Source organism: Streptomyces sp. NPDC050842 (assembly GCF_044456565.1).
Classification (GTDB): domain Bacteria; phylum Actinomycetota; class Actinomycetes; order Streptomycetales; family Streptomycetaceae; genus Streptomyces.
Genome location: NZ_JBITGA010000005.1, coordinates 169,806 through 186,064, shown reverse-complemented (window position 1 = coordinate 186,064; position 16,259 = coordinate 169,806). Strand labels below are relative to the sequence as shown.

Annotated in this window: 15 protein-coding genes; 6 read left to right on the top strand and 9 right to left on the bottom strand. The window is 70.7% G+C overall.

The features are described from left to right. Positions 1 to 175 precede the first annotated feature (175 nt). From ACIBG6_RS17815 to ACIBG6_RS17800, 4 genes are read left to right on the top strand one after another with little or no spacing between them, the layout of a single operon-like run. Complete coding sequence (locus tag ACIBG6_RS17815) at positions 176 to 1,141, top strand: ABC transporter ATP-binding protein (protein ID WP_399224003.1); 966 nt, start codon at positions 176 to 178, stop codon at positions 1,139 to 1,141. Next, positions 1,138 to 2,049: an ABC transporter permease gene (locus ACIBG6_RS17810; protein ID WP_399223527.1), complete on the top strand. Its 912-nt coding sequence runs from the start codon at positions 1,138 to 1,140 to the stop codon at positions 2,047 to 2,049. The genes ACIBG6_RS17815 and ACIBG6_RS17810 overlap by 4 nt, the downstream gene beginning before the upstream one ends. Further along, on the top strand, positions 2,046 to 2,957 hold the full coding sequence (locus ACIBG6_RS17805; protein ID WP_399223526.1) for an ABC transporter ATP-binding protein: 912 nt from the start codon (positions 2,046 to 2,048) through the stop codon (positions 2,955 to 2,957). Before ACIBG6_RS17810 ends, ACIBG6_RS17805 begins: the two co-directional genes overlap by 4 nt. 14 nt (positions 2,958 to 2,971) lie before the next feature. Next, the gene (locus ACIBG6_RS17800) at positions 2,972 to 3,691 is read left to right on the top strand and encodes an ABC transporter permease (protein ID WP_329622290.1); all 720 of its coding nucleotides are present in this window, start codon (positions 2,972 to 2,974) and stop codon (positions 3,689 to 3,691) included. A gap of 86 nt (positions 3,692 to 3,777) precedes the next feature. Here ACIBG6_RS17800 and ACIBG6_RS17795 read toward each other — a convergent pair whose 3' ends face one another. Together ACIBG6_RS17795 and ACIBG6_RS17790 are read right to left on the bottom strand one after the other, a co-directional pair. After that, a complete protein-coding gene (locus tag ACIBG6_RS17795; RefSeq protein ID WP_399223525.1) occupies positions 3,778 to 5,073 on the bottom strand; it encodes a CynX/NimT family MFS transporter in 1,296 nt (431 codons plus the stop codon). Then, positions 5,070 to 5,786 (bottom strand): FadR/GntR family transcriptional regulator, encoded by a 717-nt coding sequence (locus tag ACIBG6_RS17790; RefSeq protein WP_399223524.1) that lies wholly within the window; start codon positions 5,784 to 5,786, stop codon positions 5,070 to 5,072. Before ACIBG6_RS17790 ends, ACIBG6_RS17795 begins: the two co-directional genes overlap by 4 nt. A gap of 123 nt (positions 5,787 to 5,909) precedes the next feature. Here ACIBG6_RS17790 and lpdA point away from each other — a divergent pair, with 123 nt between their 5' ends. Both lpdA and ACIBG6_RS17780 read left to right on the top strand, forming a co-directional pair. After that, the gene (lpdA, locus tag ACIBG6_RS17785; RefSeq protein WP_399223523.1) at positions 5,910 to 7,313 is read left to right on the top strand and encodes a dihydrolipoyl dehydrogenase; all 1,404 of its coding nucleotides are present in this window, start codon (positions 5,910 to 5,912) and stop codon (positions 7,311 to 7,313) included. A 107-nt stretch (positions 7,314 to 7,420) separates the two neighbouring features. Continuing rightward, positions 7,421 to 8,026, top strand: a complete 606-nt coding sequence (locus ACIBG6_RS17780) for a rhomboid-like protein (RefSeq protein WP_399223522.1) — start codon at positions 7,421 to 7,423, stop codon at positions 8,024 to 8,026. A gap of 133 nt (positions 8,027 to 8,159) precedes the next feature. Here ACIBG6_RS17780 and ACIBG6_RS17775 read toward each other — a convergent pair whose 3' ends face one another. The 7 genes from ACIBG6_RS17775 to ACIBG6_RS17745 form a co-directional block, all read right to left on the bottom strand. Next, positions 8,160 to 8,966, bottom strand: coding sequence for an HAD family hydrolase (locus tag ACIBG6_RS17775; protein ID WP_399223521.1), 807 nt, complete (start codon positions 8,964 to 8,966; stop codon positions 8,160 to 8,162). Next, the gene (gene serS / locus ACIBG6_RS17770) at positions 8,963 to 10,252 is read right to left on the bottom strand and encodes a serine--tRNA ligase (protein WP_399223520.1); all 1,290 of its coding nucleotides are present in this window, start codon (positions 10,250 to 10,252) and stop codon (positions 8,963 to 8,965) included. The genes ACIBG6_RS17775 and serS overlap by 4 nt, the downstream gene beginning before the upstream one ends. A gap of 485 nt (positions 10,253 to 10,737) precedes the next feature. Further along, a complete protein-coding gene (gene pheA, locus ACIBG6_RS17765; protein ID WP_399223519.1) occupies positions 10,738 to 11,673 on the bottom strand; it encodes a prephenate dehydratase in 936 nt (311 codons plus the stop codon). Positions 11,674 to 11,742: 69 nt separating this feature from the next. After that, positions 11,743 to 12,996 carry an iron uptake transporter deferrochelatase/peroxidase subunit gene (gene efeB / locus ACIBG6_RS17760; protein ID WP_399224002.1) on the bottom strand — a complete coding sequence of 418 codons (1,254 nt, stop codon included), beginning with the start codon at positions 12,994 to 12,996 and terminating at the stop codon, positions 11,743 to 11,745. Between the two features lie 68 nt (positions 12,997 to 13,064). Then, on the bottom strand, positions 13,065 to 15,017 hold the full coding sequence (locus ACIBG6_RS17755; protein WP_399223518.1) for a copper resistance protein CopC: 1,953 nt from the start codon (positions 15,015 to 15,017) through the stop codon (positions 13,065 to 13,067). A gap of 24 nt (positions 15,018 to 15,041) precedes the next feature. Beyond that, positions 15,042 to 15,494: a copper chaperone PCu(A)C gene (locus ACIBG6_RS17750; RefSeq protein WP_399223517.1), complete on the bottom strand. Its 453-nt coding sequence runs from the start codon at positions 15,492 to 15,494 to the stop codon at positions 15,042 to 15,044. Continuing rightward, complete coding sequence (locus ACIBG6_RS17745) at positions 15,491 to 16,222, bottom strand: SCO family protein (protein WP_399223516.1); 732 nt, start codon at positions 16,220 to 16,222, stop codon at positions 15,491 to 15,493. Before ACIBG6_RS17745 ends, ACIBG6_RS17750 begins: the two co-directional genes overlap by 4 nt. Positions 16,223 to 16,259 lie beyond the last annotated feature (37 nt).

Below are 16,259 nucleotides of genomic sequence, written 5' to 3'. Positions count from 1 at the left end.
ACACCGATGAATGTGACAATGCCCGGCGGCTGAGTCAAGGGGTCGGACGGCAGCCTGTGGAAAACGACTTTCGTCGCGACCCCCTTACGGGCTTGTACTCCTCTGGTCGGAGAAGGATCGAGCCGTTGGGCTGACGACCGCTGTGGCGCACACCACTACCGTCGTGCCTGTGACTGTGATCGCGACCGAAAGCCTCAGCAAGCGGTACCCCCGGGTGACCGCTCTTGACCGGCTCTCCCTGGACATCGGGCCCGGTGTGACCGGACTCGTGGGTGCCAACGGAGCCGGCAAGTCCACCATGATCAAGATCCTGCTCGGACTCGCCCCCGCCACGGAGGGCCGGGCCGAGGTGCTCGGCCTCGACGTCAGCACCTCCGGCGCGCAGATCCGTGAGCAGGTCGGCTACATGCCGGAGCACGACTGCCTGCCCCCGGACGTCTCGGCCACCGAGTTCGTCGTCCACATGGCGCGGATGTCGGGCCTGCCCGCGACCGCCGCCCGGGAGCGGACCGCCGACACCCTCCGCCACGTCGGCCTGTACGAGGAGCGCTACCGCCCCATCGGCGGTTACTCGACGGGCATGAAGCAGCGGGTGAAGCTCGCGCAGGCCCTCGTCCACGACCCGAAGCTGGTCCTCCTCGACGAGCCGACCAACGGCCTCGACCCGGTCGGCCGTGACGAGATGCTCGGACTGATCCGCCGCGTCTGGACCGACTTCGGCATCTCCGTCCTCGTGACCTCGCATCTCCTCGGCGAGCTGGAGCGCACCTGCGACCACGTCGTCGTCATCGACGGCGGGCAGCTGCTCCGCTCCAGCTCCACCAGCGACTTCACCCGGACCACCACGACGCTCGCGGTCGAGGTCACCGACTCCGACACCCACCCCGACGGCACGGGGGCGCTCCGCGCGGCCCTCACCGACGCCGGCGTGACGATCCACGCGGGCGTGGAGGACGGTCTGCCGGGCGCCGGTCACATCCTGCTCCTGGAGGCGGCCGGCGAGGAGACGTACGACCTCGTGCGGGACACCGTCGCCGGTCTCGGCCTCGGTCTCGTCCGCATGGAGCAGCGCCGCCACCACATCGCCGAGGTCTTCCGGCCCGAGACGCCCCCGCGGCACGAGGAGGTGCCGGCCCGATGAGCACCCAGCTGCCCCACCCCTCCCAGGCCGCTCCCGACACGACGCAGATCCACAACATCGGCTACCGGTCCTACGACGGCCCGCGCCTCGGCCGGGCCTACGCGCGCCGGTCGCTGTTCTCGCAGTCCCTGCGCGGTGCCTACGGCCTCGGCCGCAGCGCCAAGTCGAAGGTGCTGCCGATGCTCCTCTTCGCCGTGATGTGCGTCCCGGCGCTGATCCTCGTCGCGGTCGCCGTCGTCGGGAAGCAGTCCAAACTGTCGATCGAGTACACGCAGTACGCGATCTACCTCCAGGTCGTCATCAGCATCTACCTGGCCTCGCAGGCACCGCAGTCCGTCTCCCGGGACCTCCGGTTCCGGACGGTGCCGCTGTACTTCTCCCGCCCGATCGAGCGCGCGGACTACGTCCTCGCCAAGCTCGGCGCGATGGCCTCGGCGCTCTTCATCCTGACCGCCTCGCCGCTGCTGATCCTCTGGATCGGCTCGCTGCTCGCCAAGATGGACTTCGCCGAGCAGACCAAGATGTTCGGCCAGGGGCTCGTCTCCGTGGCGCTGCTCTCGGTGCTCTTCGGCGGCATCGGACTCGTCATGGCGGCCCTCACCCCGCGCCGCGGCTTCGGCGTCGCCGCCGTGATCGCCGTCCTGACCGTCTCGTACGGGGCGGTCTCCACCCTCATGGGCATCGCCTTCGCCACCGAGAACGCGGGCGCCATCCAGTGGCTCGGCCTCTTCTCGCCGATGACCCTCATCGACGGCGTACAGAGCGCCTTCCTGGGTGCCCCTCCGGGCTTCCCCGAGCTCGGCGGTCCGAGCACCGGTGCCGGCGTGGTCTACGTGCTGGTCGTCCTCGCGCTCATCGCCGGCTCGTACGGCATCCTGATGCGCCGCTACCGAAAGGTCGGGCTGTGACCGCCCTCCACATCGACCACGTCTCCCGCTGGTTCGGAAACGTCGTGGCCGTGAACGACGTCACGATGTCGGTGGGCCCGGGCGTCACCGGCCTCCTCGGCCCGAACGGCGCCGGGAAGTCCACCCTGATCAACATGATGGGCGGCTTCCTCGACCCCTCCACGGGCAGCGTCACGCTCGACGGCCAGAAGATCTGGGGGAACGAGTCCGTCTACCGCCAGATCGGTGTCGTCCCCGAGCGGGAGGCGATGTACGACTTCCTCACCGGTCGCGAGTTCGTCGTGGCCAACGCGGAGCTCCAGGGCCTCGGCGACAAGGAGGCCCAGGCGGCCCTCGCCACGGTCGAGATGGAGTACGCCCAGGACCGCAAGATCTCCACGTACAGCAAGGGCATGCGGCAGCGCGTGAAGATGGCCTCGGCCCTCGTGCACGAGCCGTCCGTGCTGCTCCTGGACGAGCCGTTCAACGGCATGGACCCGCGCCAGCGCATGCAGTTGATGGACCTGCTGCGGCGGATGGGCGGGGAGGGCCGCACGGTCCTCTTCTCCTCGCACATCCTGGAGGAGGTCGAGCAGCTCGCCTCCCACATCGAGGTGATCGTGGCCGGGCGCCACGCGGCCTCCGGTGACTTCCGCAAGATCCGCCGGCTCATGACGGACCGGCCGCACCGCTATCTCGTCCGCTCCAGCGACGACCGGGCGCTGGCCGCCGCACTGATCGCCGATCCGTCCACGGCCGGGATCGAGGTCGACCAGGTGGAAGGCGGACTGCGCGTCCAGGCGGTGGACTTCGGGCGGTTCACGGAGCTGCTGCCCAGGGTCGCGAAGGACCAGGGCATCCGCCTCCTGACGGTCTCGCCCTCGGACGAGTCCCTCGAATCGGTCTTCTCGTACCTCGTCGCGGCCTGAAAGGAGCCTGATCGATGTATAACCCCACAGTCGCCCGGCTCACCTACCGGGCCCTCCTCGGCCGCCGGCGGGCGTTGATCCTCTTCCTGCTGCCCGCCCTGCTGGTGCTCATCGCGGCGGCGGTCCGGGCCTTCAACGGCGCGGACGACCAGGTCGCCGCCGACGTCCTGGGCGGCTTCGCGCTGGCCACGATGGTGCCGCTGATCGGCGTGATCGCCGGGACGGGCGCGATCGGGCCGGAGATCGACGACGGTTCGATCGTCTACCTGCTGTCCAAGCCAGTGAAGCGGTCCTCGATCATCTTCACGAAGCTCATCGTGGCGATCGCCGTGACCATGGTCTTCTCGGCGGTGCCGACGTTCATCGCCGGATTCGTCCTCAACGGCAACGGCCAGCAGGTGGCGATCGCGTACACGGTGGCGGCCCTGGTGGCCTCCATCGCCTACAGCGCGCTGTTCCTGCTGCTCGGCACGGTCAGCCGGCACGCGGTGGTCATCGGCCTGGTCTACGCGCTGGTCTGGGAGACCCTCTTCGGCTCCCTGATCTCCGGCGCCAAGACCCTGAGCGTCCAGCAGTGGTCGCTCGCCCTCGCGGAGAAGGTCACCGGTGACGGTCTGATCGACTCCGAGGTCGGTCTCACCACGGCGACCGTCCTCCTCGTGGCGGTCACGGTCGTGGCGACCTGGTTCGCCGGACACAAGCTGCGGACGTTGACCCTGGCGGGCGAGGAGTAGGCCCAGGACCACACACGGAGTCGGTACGACTCCGAAGGTCGTCGCACGGCTCCGGGAGGCCCTCCCGGAGCCGTTCCGCGCCCCCCTCAGACCACACGGTCCCGGGCCGCGAGGAGACCCACGGCGAGGGCCACCGCGCAGACCCCCAGGACCAGGGCGATCGGCAGGGTCCAGGAGCCGGTGGCCTGGTGCAGGGCGCCGGCGGCCAGCGGACCCACCGCGCCGAGCAGATAGCCGACCGACTGCGCCATCCCGGACAGCCGGGACGCGGTCGCCGCGTCCCCCGAGCGCAGCACGATCAGGGTGAGGGCGAGGCCAAGCGCACCGCCCTGGCCGACGCCGAGCACACCCGACCAGAGCCAGGCGCCCTCGACGGGCGCGACGAGCAGGCCGACGTAACCGGCCGCGACCAGCGCCGTGACCAGGACGATCAGCGGCCGCTGACTCCGCGTCCGGCCGGCGAGCAGCGGTACCGCGAAGGCGCCCACGATCTGCGTGAGGGTGTTGAAGGCGAAGACCACCCCGGCCGTGGAGCGGCTCATCCCGTGGTCGGTGAAGATCGTCGGCATCCAGGCGATCAGCACGTACGTCCAGACCGACTGCATGCCCATGAACAGGGTCACCTGCCAGGCGAGCGGCGAGCGCCAGAGGCTCACCGGGCGGGCGTCGCCGGCCGGGACGGCCCGTACCTCGTGGCCCGTACGGCCCCTGGCGATCACCACCTGCGGCAGCCAGGCCACCGCCGCGACCAGGGCGAGCAGCGACCAGACGCCGAGCGAGGCCTTCCAGCCGCCGCCGAGGGCCTCCTCCAGCGGCACGGCGGCCGCTGCCGCCACCGTCGCGCCGGCGATCATCGCGCCCGTGTAGACGGAGGTCATCGCCGCTGCCCGGTCCGGGAAGTCCCGCTTGACCAGGCCGGGCATCAGGACGTTGAGCAGGGCGATCGCGGTGCCGACGAGGATCCCGCCGCCGTACAGCGCGTACACGGACGGCAGCACGCGCGCGAGGATGCCGACGGCGAGCAGGAGGAGCGCGGCGAACAGCACCCGCTCGGCGCCGAAGCGGCGCCCCAGCCACGGCGCGACCAGTGCGCCCAGGCCCAGGAAGAGCACCGGGACCGAGGTGACGAGCGAGCTCGCCGTCGAGGAGAGACCGAGGGCGGTGGAGATCTCGCCCACCAGGGGCGCCACGCTCGCCAGCGAGGCCCGCATGTTCAGCGAGGCCAGCACGATCCCGACGAGGAGCACCGCCGGGTGGGCGAGCAGCGCGCGCCGGGCCGCCACGCCCTCGGCCGAGGCGACGACCCCGGCCCCGCCCCCGGCCTCGGCGTCGACCAGCACGCCCACCGAGGCCTGATCCGGCGTCCGTATCTCCCCGCTCACCGGCTCTCCCCCGTGTTCCCCGTCTTCCCCGACCGCTCCTGTTCGTCCGTCAGCGCCACGACCGCCTCCATCGGCACCCGCAGCAGCTCCCGTGCCTGCCGCTCCGCCTCCTCCGGGTCGCCCGCCTCGATCGCCGCGGCCAGGGCCTCGTGGGTGTCCATGTCGACCGGCGGCATCTCCCGATCGCCGAGCGCCTCCACCAGCACTTCGTGCACCTGCGCCGAGAAGAAGCGGTACACCTCGACGAAGGCTGCGTTGTGCGTCGCGCCCACGACCGCCAGGTGGAAGGCGAGGTCCGCGTCCGCGTCCCGGTCGCCCTCCTCCCGCAGGGTGGTGAGGGTGGCCCGCAGCCGCACCAGGTCGTGGGTGTCCCGGCGTACCGCCGCGAGCCTGGCGGCCTCCGCCTCCAGGGCGATCCGCAGCTCGATCACGTCCGCCGCGCCCGCGTGGCGCACCCCGGACAGCACGGCGGCGGGATCGGCGGTCGACCTGACGAAGGTGCCGTTGCCCTGCCGGGACTCCAGGAGACCGGCGTGGACGAGGACCCGGACCGCCTCGCGGACGGTGTTGCGGCCCACGCCGAGCTGCCGCGCGAGCTCGTGCTCGGTGGGGATGCGGTCGCCGACCGCCCACTCCCCGTCCGCGAGCTGCGCACGCAGCTGTTCCACGACGGAGTCCACCAGCGAGGTCCGCCCCGCCGCCTTGAGTGCCATGCTGTTCCGACCCCTCTATTCGCCCGGTTGCCCAGTCATCCTACAACTGACCATGTGGGGGACACCGGACTACTGTGGGCCCGTACGCGGACCGAACACCCTCACCACCCTCGGGAGTCAGTCATGTCAGACCGCTTCGACGTCGTCGTACTCGGAGCTGGCCCCGGCGGCTACGTCGCCGCCATCCGCGCCGCCCAGCTGGGCAAGCGGGTCGCGGTCGTCGAGGAGAAGTACTGGGGCGGTGTCTGCCTGAACGTCGGCTGCATCCCCACCAAGGCGCTGCTGCGCAACGCCGAACTGGCCCACATCTTCAACCACGAGGCGAAGACCTTCGGCATCAAGGTCGACGGCACCGTCACCTTCGACTACGGCGACGCCTACCGCCGCAGCCGCTCGGTCGCGGACGGCCGGGTCAAGGGCGTCCACTTCCTCATGAAGAAGAACGGGATCACCGAGTTCGACGGCCGGGGCACCTTCCTCGACGCGAACACCCTCCAGGTGGCCAAGGCCGACGGCACCTCGGAGACGATCACCTTCGAGAACTGCATCATCGCCACCGGCGCCACCCCGCGTCTGCTGCCGGGCACCGCCCGCAGCGAGCGCGTCGTGTCGTACGAGGAGCAGATCCTCGCCGAGGACGCGCCGCAGTCGATCGTCATCGCCGGCGCCGGTGCGATCGGCATCGAGTTCGCGTACGTGCTGAACAACTACGGCACCAAGGTCACGATCGTCGAGTTCCTCGACCGCATCGCCCCGCTGGAGGACGAGGAGGTCTCCAAGGAGCTGGCGAAGCAGTACCGCAAGCTCGGCATCGACGTCCTGACGTCCACCCGTGTCGAGGCGATCGACGAGTCCGGCCCGCAGGTCCGCGTCACCGTCACCGGCAAGGACGGCGCCCAGAAGGTCCTGGAGGCCGACAAGGTCCTCCAGGCCATCGGCTTCGCGCCGAACGTCACCGGCTACGGCCTGGAGGCCACCGGTGTCGCGCTGACCGAGCGCGGCGCGATCGACGTCGACGGCCGCTGCCGCACCTCCGTGCCGCACATCTACGCCATCGGCGACGTGACCGCGAAGCTGATGCTCGCGCACACCGCCGAGGCCATGGGCGTCATCGCGGCCGAGACCATCGGGGACGCCGAGACGATGGAGCTCGACTACCCGATGATCCCGCGCGCGACCTACTGCCAGCCGCAGATCGCCAGCTTCGGCTGGACCGAGGCGCAGGCCCGCGAGAAGGGCTTCGACGTCAAGGTCGCCAAGTTCCCGTTCGTCGCGAACGGGAAGGCGCACGGTCTCGGCGACGCCACCGGCTTCGTCAAGATCATCGCCGACGGGACGCACGGCGAGATCATCGGCGCCCACCTGATCGGCCCCGACGTCACCGAGCTGCTGCCCGAGCTGACGCTGGCCCAGCAGTGGGACCTCACGGTCCACGAGGTCGCGCGGAACGTCCACGCGCACCCGACGCTGGGCGAGGCCGTGAAGGAAGCGATCCACGGCATTGCCGGACACATGATCAATTTCTGAGGTTTCTCACGGTTCCGGGTGATAGGCACTGCAAGGTGCCGATTACAGAATCCCCGGACAGCGACACGTCTCCGGGTGGCGAACCATCCCGACCGATCAGGTCGTGGGTGCGTTCGTCACCCGGTACGCATGTCTGGCTGCTGGTCATCGCGATCACGAGCCTCGTCATCGCGCTCTCCCCCGACGGCCTGGAGAGCTATCTCCTCCACCGCAACAGCAGCAACCTCCACCAGCTCGCGCACGACCCGGTGCGGGCTCTGCTCGGCAGCGCGTTCTGGATCGAGGAACCGGCGGACCTGCTGCTCTACGCGGTCCTCTTCGAGCTCTTCCACGCTCCGGTGGAGCGGTGGCTCGGCACGCCGAAGTGGCTCTTCACCGTGGCCACGGCGCACATCGCGGCGACCCTCATCAGCCAGCAGGTCGTCCTGGACGCCATCCGCGACCACGACGTGCCGCGCAGCATGGCGCACGTCGTCGACATCGGGGTCAGCTACGGGCTCGCCGCCTCCGTGGGCATCCTGACCTACCGGCTGCCTCGCCCCTGGCGCTGGTTCTACCTCGCCGGAGCCGTCGCCTTCTTCCTCGTACCGCTGCTGACCGGCCGCACGTACACCGACCTCGGGCACGCGATCTCCCTGGCGATCGGCCTCGCCTGCTACCCGCTGACCCGCGGAAAACCAGTCGCTCCCGAACAGCGCACCGGCGCACACTAGTCGGGCGGGGGAAACGGGGGATCTCCCGGAAGCGGCCGCTTCGAGCGCGCGGACGTGTACGTCCGCGCGAGGCCGTGAACGTCGAAGGCCCGCTCCCTTGAGGGGAGCGGGCCTTCTTCGGTGTCCAGGAAGCTCAGGCGCTCAGCAGGCGCTCCAGGACGACGGCGATGCCGTCCTCCTCGTTCGACGAGGTCACCTCGTCCGCCACCGCCCGCAGTTCCTCGTGCGCGTTGCCCATCGCCACACCGTGGGCCGCCCAGGCGAACATCGGGATGTCGTTCGGCATGTCGCCGAAGGCGATCGTCTCCGCGGCCTTCACGCCCAGCCGGCGCGCGGCCAGGGAGAGTCCCGTCGCCTTGCTCAGACCGAGCGGGAGGATCTCCACGATCCCCGGCCCGGCCATGACGACGTCCACGAGGCCGCCGACCGTCTCGCGCGCGACCCGCGTCAGCTCGTCGTCGCTCAGCTCCGGGTGCTGGATGTAGAGCTTGGTCAGCGGCGCCGCCCACAGCTCCGCCGGATCGTCGTACGGGACGTACGGCAGGGGGCCCTCCTGGACCTGGTAGCCGGGGCCCATCAGGACCTCGCCCTCCAGGCCGTCGCGACTGGCGGCCAGCGCCAGCGGGCCGATCTCCGCCTCGATCTTGGAGAGCGCGAGCCCGGCGAGCTGCCGGTCCAGGGTCAGCGAGGTCAGCAGCCGGTGCTCACCGGCGTGGTAGACCTGCGCGCCCTGCCCGCACACCGCGATCCCCTCGTAGCCGAGGTCGTCGAGGATGTGCCGCGTCCAGGGGACCGCCCGGCCGGTGACGACGATGTGCGCGGCGCCCGCCTCGGTCACGGCGGCGAGCGCGTCCCGCGTGCGGCCGGAGACGGACTCGTCGGCGCGCAGCAGCGTGCCGTCGAGGTCCGTCGCCACCAGGCGGTAGGGGAAGGGGCTCACTTGGCGATCGGCTCCAGGACCTCGCGCCCGCCCAGGTACGGCCGCAGGATCTCGGGCACGCGCACCGAGCCGTCGGGCAGCTGGTGGTTCTCCAGGATCGCCACGATCGTGCGCGGTACGGCGCACAGCGTGCCGTTCAGGGTGGCCAGCGGCTGCACGGTCTTCTTGCCGCCCTGCTCGTCGCGCATGCGGACGGAGAGGCGGCGGGCCTGGAAGCTGTTGCAGTTCGAGGCGGAGGTCAGCTCGCGGTACTTGCCCTGGGTCGGGATCCACGCCTCGCAGTCGAACTTGCGGGAGGCGGAGGCGCCGAGGTCACCGGTGGCGACGTCGATGACCTGGAACGGCAGCTCCAGCGCGGTCAGCCACTGCTTCTCCCAGTCCAGGAGTCGCTTGTGCTCGTTCTCCGCGTCCTCGGGCGCGACGTAGGAGAACATCTCGACCTTGTCGAACTGGTGGACGCGGAAGATGCCGCGGGTGTCCTTGCCGTACGTGCCGGCCTCGCGGCGGAAGCAGGGCGAGAAGCCCGCGTACCGCAGGGGCAGCTTGTCCGCGTCGATGATCTCGTCCATGTGGTACGCGGCGAGCGGGACCTCGGAGGTGCCGACCAGGTAGAGGTCGTCGTTCTCCAGGTGGTACACGTTCTCCGCGGCCTGGCCGAGGAAGCCGGTGCCCTCCATGGCGCGCGGGCGGACCAGCGCCGGGGTCAGCATCGGGATGAAGCCGGCCTCGGTGGCCTGGGCGATCGCCGCATTGACCAGGGCGAGCTCCAGGAGGGCGCCCACGCCGGTCAGGTAGTAGAAGCGCGAGCCGGAGACCTTGGCGCCACGCTCGACGTCGATGGCGCCGAGCGCCTCGCCGAGCTCCAGGTGGTCCTTGGGCTCGAAGCCCTCGGCCGCGAAGTCGCGGATGGTGCCGTGCGTCTCCAGGACGACGAAGTCCTCCTCGCCGCCGACCGGGACGTCCGTGTGGACGATGTTCCCGAGCTGGAGCAGGAGCCGCTTGGCCGTCTCGTCGGCCTCGTTCTGTTCGGCCTCGGCGGCCTTGACGTCGGTCTTGAGCTGCTCCGCCTTCTGCAGGAGCTCGGCGCGCTCCTCGGGCGTGGCCCTGGGGATCAGCTTTCCGAGCGACTTCTGCTCGGATCGGAGCTCGTCGAAGCGGACGCCGGACGACCTGCGCCGCTCATCGGCGGAGAGCAGGGCGTCGACGAGCGCGACGTCCTCTCCACGGGCGCGCTGGGAGGCGCGAACACGGTCGGGGTCCTCACGGAGCAGGCGAAGGTCAATCACCCCACCAGGCTACCGGTGCCCGCTTGCGCGCCCCCACCGCATAAGGTCGCGCGTGTTGTTTTGCCCGAATTGCCGCTCGGGGAAAAGCGGATCTCGGGCCGCCGCATTCACTTATCCACAGGCTGTGCGGAAGTTCTGTGGACTACGGGGAAGATCGCGGGGATTCCTCGCGGCGGGCCTGGCAATTCCGTGATCAAACGTCATTTGCCCACTCATTCGGGTGGGAATTGCTCGCTCCAAAGAGTTGACCCGCGGAAACGTGGTGACGGATGCGCCATCGGCACACTGTGGATGGCTTGGACGTGACCGGGGTGCGGCTGGGGTGATTTGTCGACCATGTCGGATTGCGATGTCGACTTGTCCCCAGGTCGAGCCGAGCCCTGTGGATAACCTCTGTGGGTAACTGAAAAGTATGCAGGTAGGACTAGTTGTTCGTACCTGTGGACGACCGCCCCCGGCGGCGGGAGCGGTCGGTCAGTATCGGGTCAGGCCCGACCGTCCTGGGCCCTCGCCAGCCAATCGGAGGCCGCCATGAACTCCACGTCCGACGTCCCGCGCCGCAGCGCCGACACGTCCCCGACCGCGACGCCCGCCCGCGGGTACGAGCCGAGGAAGCGCACCTTGGGGCAGTTCCGCTGGAGCCCCATCAGCGCCTCGCCCACCCGGCGGTCCGAGATATGGCCCTCGGCGTCCACGGCGAAGCAGTAGTTCCCGATCCCCGCTCCCGTGGGCCGGGACTGGATCAGCATCAGGTTCACCCCGCGCACCGCGAATTCCTGGAGCAGTTCGAGGAGGGCACCCGGATGATCGTCCCCCAGCCACAGCACCACCGAGGTCTTGTCCGCGCCGGTCGGAGCCGCCGGGCGGGCCGGCCGGCCCACGAGCACGAACCGGGTCTCGGCGTTCTCCGCGTCGTGGATCTCCTTGACCAGCGGCTCCAGACCGTAGGTCACCGCCGCGAACTCGCCCGCGAAGGCGGCGTCGAACCGGCCCTCCTGGACCAGCCGGGCCCCGTCCGCGTTCGACGCGGCCGACTCCCACAGGGCGTCGGGCAGGTGCGCCCGCAGCCAGTTCCTGACCTGCGGCTGCGCCACGGGATGGCCCGTGACCGTCTTGATCTCCGAGAGCTTGGTCCCCGGCCGCACGAGCAGCGCGAAGGCGATCGGCAGCAGCACCTCGCGGTAGATCATCAGCGGCTCGCCGGAGGCCAGCTCGTCCAGCGTCGCGGTCACCCCGCCCTCGACCGAGTTCTCGATCGGTACGAGCGCGGCGGCGGCCTCCCCGTTCCGAACGGCGTCGAGCGCGGCCGGGACCGAGACCATCGGGACGAGCTCCCGGGTCGCGGCCTCGGGCAGCGTACGCAGCGCGGCCTCCGTGAAGGTGCCTTCGGGACCGAGATACGTGAACCGGGTGGCGGACATACCGTCACCCTAATGCTCGCCGGGCGCGGGAGCCGCCCGCTTCGACGACATCTCGACCGGTTACGCCTCTTACGCCTCCAGGAGCCGCTGGCCCACGTACTCGCCTTCGGCGGGGCCGCCGGGGATCGCGAAGAGGCCGCTCGACTCGTGCCGGATGAACCGGGACAGCGCGTCGCCCCGGTCGAGCTTGCGCTGCACCGGGACGAATCCCCGGAGCGGATCGGCCTGCCAGCAGACGAAGAGCAGTCCGGCGTCCGGTGTCCCGTCCGGGCCGATCCCGTCGTGGAAGGAGAAGGGCCGGCGGAGCATCGCCGCCCCGCCGTTCTGTTCGGGGGCGGAGATCCGGGAGTGAGCGTCGGCCGGGATCACCGGCATGCCGTCCGTACCGACCTTGTTCAGATCGAGCTCGGTGGTCTCGGTGCCGCCGGAGAGCGGGGCGCCGTCGGACTTCCGGCGGCCGATCACCTGCTCCTGCCGGTCCAGCGGCAGCTTCTCCCAGTCGTCGAGCAGCATCCGGATCCGCCGCACCACCGCGTACGAACCGCTGGCCATCCACTCCTGGGCGCCCGTGGCACCGGCCGGGACGAAGATCCGCTGGTCGAAGTCGGGCTCGGTGGGCTTCGGGTTGCCCGTGCCGTCGACCTGACCCATGAGGTTGCGCGCGGTCATCGGCTGCGCGGTGGCTCCGGCCGAGCGGTTGAAGCCGTTCATCTGCCAGCGCACCCGGGCCGCGTCGCCCGCGTCCTTCTGGACGGCCCGCAGCGCGTGGAAGGCGACGAGGGCGTCGTCGGCGCCGATCTGCACCCACAGGTCGCCCTCGGAGCGCCGGGCGTCGAGGGCGTCGGAGGAGAAGGCGGGCAGCGGGTCGAGCTGGGTGGGTCGGCGCGCGGCCAGTCCGGTGCGGTCGAAGAAGGTACGGCCGAAGCCGAAGGTGACCGTGAGGGAGGAGGGCCCCGCGTCGAGCGCGATGCCCGTGTCCGCGGCCGGGGCCTTCCCCGCCATCAGTGCCTTCGCCGTGGCCGACCAGCGGCGCAGCAGGGCGGCGGCCTCCTTGCGTCCGGCGCCGGGGGCGAGGTCGAAGGCGAGGAGATGGCCGCGGGACTGGAGGGGATCGGTGATACCGGCCTGATGTTTCCCGTGAAACATCACCTCGGTCGCGCCGACCGAGGTCAGCGCCTGCGGCCCGCCAGCCCCGGAGCCGGCCGTGGTGTCGTCGCCGGACACCGCCGAGGAGATCCCGACGCCACCGGCCGCGCCGATGACGAGCCCGGCCGCGCCCGCCGCGCCGACGGTGCCGAGAAGGCGGCGCCGGGAGATGTCCACGGGGGTGTTGTCGCCGCGGCTGTCGCTGTTGCCGCTGTTGCCGCTGTTGTCGCTCTCGGTCACGAGGGTCAGCCGATCTTCACGTTCTTGTCGATGGTGGTCTGGTCGATGTCGGAGGTGCGGACGGTCACTTGGATCTTCCACTCCCCGGGCATCGGGATCTGGACGCCGTTCGCGCTCCAGTGTCCGGTCTGGATGCGGTCGGGGGCGACGGGCAGCGGGCCGACGTCCTTGGCCTCCAGGGTGAAGGCGACCTTGATCTCGGGGACGTCCAGAGGCTTGCCGTTGGGGCGCTCGACGAAGACGTGGAGCGCGTTGGCGCCGGTGCGGCCGGGGTCGAGGCTGAGACGGACGACGCCCTTGCCGTCGACGCCGCCGGTGTCGAAGGGCAGCCGGACGTCGACGGGACGGTCGGGCACGGCGGCCGAGCCGGCGGTGGCGCCGGTCCGGCCGGCCTCCTCCTCGGTGCGGCCGGGCTCGGTGGAGGTGAGGACGGTGGTCACGGCGAGGAGGACAACGGCGACAGCGGCCTCGGTCAGCACCGAGCGGCGCAGACCGGCCCGCTCGGGGTCGGCGTCCCGCTCCCGCTTGCGGCGGGCGGTGGCCACGGCGGCGCGCTGCCGGGCGAGCTGGGCGGCCCGCTCGGGGTCGGGCTCGGGCTCGGCGTCGGGTCCGGGCTCGGAGGCGACGCCGACGAGAACCTCGGCTGCCTCGACCTTCTCGGCTTCCTCACCCTCCTCCGCTGCCTCGGCCTCCGTGTCCGGTTCCTCGGTGGGTGTCGGATCGGCGAGGCGCTGGGTCCAGCGGCGCGAGATCCAGGCGATGCCGAGGAGGACGACCATCAGACCGATCTTGACCAGCAGCAGCTGCCCGTAGCGGGTGCCGGTCAGGGCGGACCAGGAGCCGACCTGGCGCCAGGACTGGTAGAGCCCGGTGGCCGCGAGGACGACCACGGAGCCGAAGGCGACCTTCGAGAAGCGTTCCACCGCCGAGCGCTCGACGGAGGGCGTCCGGTAGAGGGCGACGAGCAGCACCGTGAGTCCGCCGAGCCAGGCGGCGACGGCCAGCAGATGCAGGATGTCGACGGGCATGGCGATACCGGGCTGGATGCCGGTCGACGCGTGCTCCGCCAGCGCCCAGGTACCGGCGATCCCGGCGGCGACGACCGTGCCGCCGAGGCCGAGGCCGAAGGCGAGGTCCTTCCTCTCCTTCGGGTCGGTACGGCGGGCATAGGAGCCGAAGAGGACCGCGACGAACAGCGCCGCGGCGCCGAGCAGCAGCAGACGGGAGGTGAGCGCGGCCCCGGTCTTGGTCTCCAGGACGGACTTCAGGCCCGCCAGGTCGAAGGCGTCGGAGAGTTCGCCGGAGCCGGTGTACGGGTTGCGGAGGAGGAGCATCGCGAGCGTGGCGACGGTGAGGGTCAGCCAGCCCCGGACCACGGTCCGCTGGACCGGGCGGACGCCCGCCCCGCGCGGCCAGCAGGCCAGGACGAAGGCGCCGCCGCCGACGAGGACGGCGAAGGCGGCGTACGAGAGATAGCGCGCGATGCCGTAGAGGGTGCCGACGAGTCCGCCGCCGGCGTTCTGCTCGGGCAGCGTGACGGAGGTCGTGGAGGGGGCACCGATGGAGAAGGTGAAGGCGCCGGCGATCGGGTGGCTGTCGGCGGAGACGGTCTGCCAGGCCACGGTGTACGTACCGTCCGGCAGTCCGGCGCGGAGCCCGACTCCGTACCGGACGATGGCACCGCTGCACAGGTCGCGTATCTCGCCGGTGTCGGCGCGCCGTCCCGCCGGGTCGAGGACCCGGATCGAGTCGGCGCTCATCGCGACCTGCTCGGAGAAGGTCAGGTTGACCTCCTTGGGAGCGGTGGCGACCACCGCCCCGTCCCTCGGGTCGCTTCCGGTGAGCGCCGCGTGCGCGGAGGCGGGGGCGGCGCCGGCGAGCAGTGTGCCGAGCAGCGCGGCCGCGAGGATCAGCAGCCGGGCGACGGCGGTACCGAGGCGCGGGGCGGTGGTTGTCATCTCTGTGTCACTCCGTCAACGAGCTCAGTGCTGCTGCGGGTTGTGGTTGGCTGCCTCGACGGGAACGTCGACCTTGATGGGGTCGGACTTCTCGAAGTGGAGCTCGATGCTGACCTTCTCGCCCTGCTTGGGCTTCTTCTTCAGCTCCATGAACATGATGTGGTTGCCGCCGCGTTCGAGCTTCAGCTCCCCGTTCGCGGGGATGTCGAAGGACTTCACCTCCACCATCTTCTGGTCCTTCGTCTCGTGGATCGTGACGTCGTCCGAGAGGGGGCTGGTGACGGAGGTGAGCTTGTCCGCCGTACCGCCGTCGTTGGTGACGGTGAGGAAGCCGCCGGCCATGTCCATCACCGGCTGCGGCATGTACGCGCCGCTGACCTTCAGCTCGGGCTTGTCACTGTCGGACGAACACCCGGTCAGCGCGAGTGCGGCGGCGAGGGCCACGGCGGCGGACAGGGCGGTGGTGCGGCGGTTCACGGGTTCTCCCCCTTGATGAGCTTCGGCAGGTCCTTGGCGTAGTCCTCGACGGTCGTGTCCTCGCCGTACAGGACGTAGCCCTGGTCGGTGGTGGGCGAGAAGGCGATCACCTGGGCGCCGTGCATGGAGACGACCTTGCCGTTCTCCGTCTTCGGCGGGTCGATGCCGATGCCCATCGAGCGGGCGCCCGCCTGGATGGCGGAGAAGTCGCCGGTGAGACCGGTGAACGAGGCGTCGCCGGCGGCGGGCAGCCACTTGGCGAGCTCGGCCGGGGTGTCCCGCTCGGGGTCGGTGGTGACGAAGACGACCTCGAGCTTGTCCTGGTCGGCCTTGGGGAGCTGCTTCATGGCGATGGCGATATTGCTCATCGTCATGGGGCAGACGTCGGGGCAGTGCGTGTAGCCGTAGTAGACGAGGGTCGCCTTGCCCTTGGTCTGCTCCCGCAGGTCGTACTTCTGGCCCTTGGTGTCCGTGAGGACGAGCGAGGGCTTGGTGAACGGCCGGTCGAGGACGGTGGCGGCCTTGGTGGAGTCGTCGACGCCGGAGACCTCGGCGACCGAGCTCGAGCCCGTGCCGGAGGCCTTGTCGTCCTTGTCACCGAGGCCGACGGCCGCGGTGATGCCGAGCGCGGCGACGATCGCGACTGCCGCGACGATCAGCGGCGTGCGCCGCCCGGGGCGGGCGGTGCCGTCCCCGGGCTGCGAGGTGGGTGTCTTCTCTGCGGACATGGTGGTTCTTTCCGAACTGGTCGGGTGGAGGGAGAGG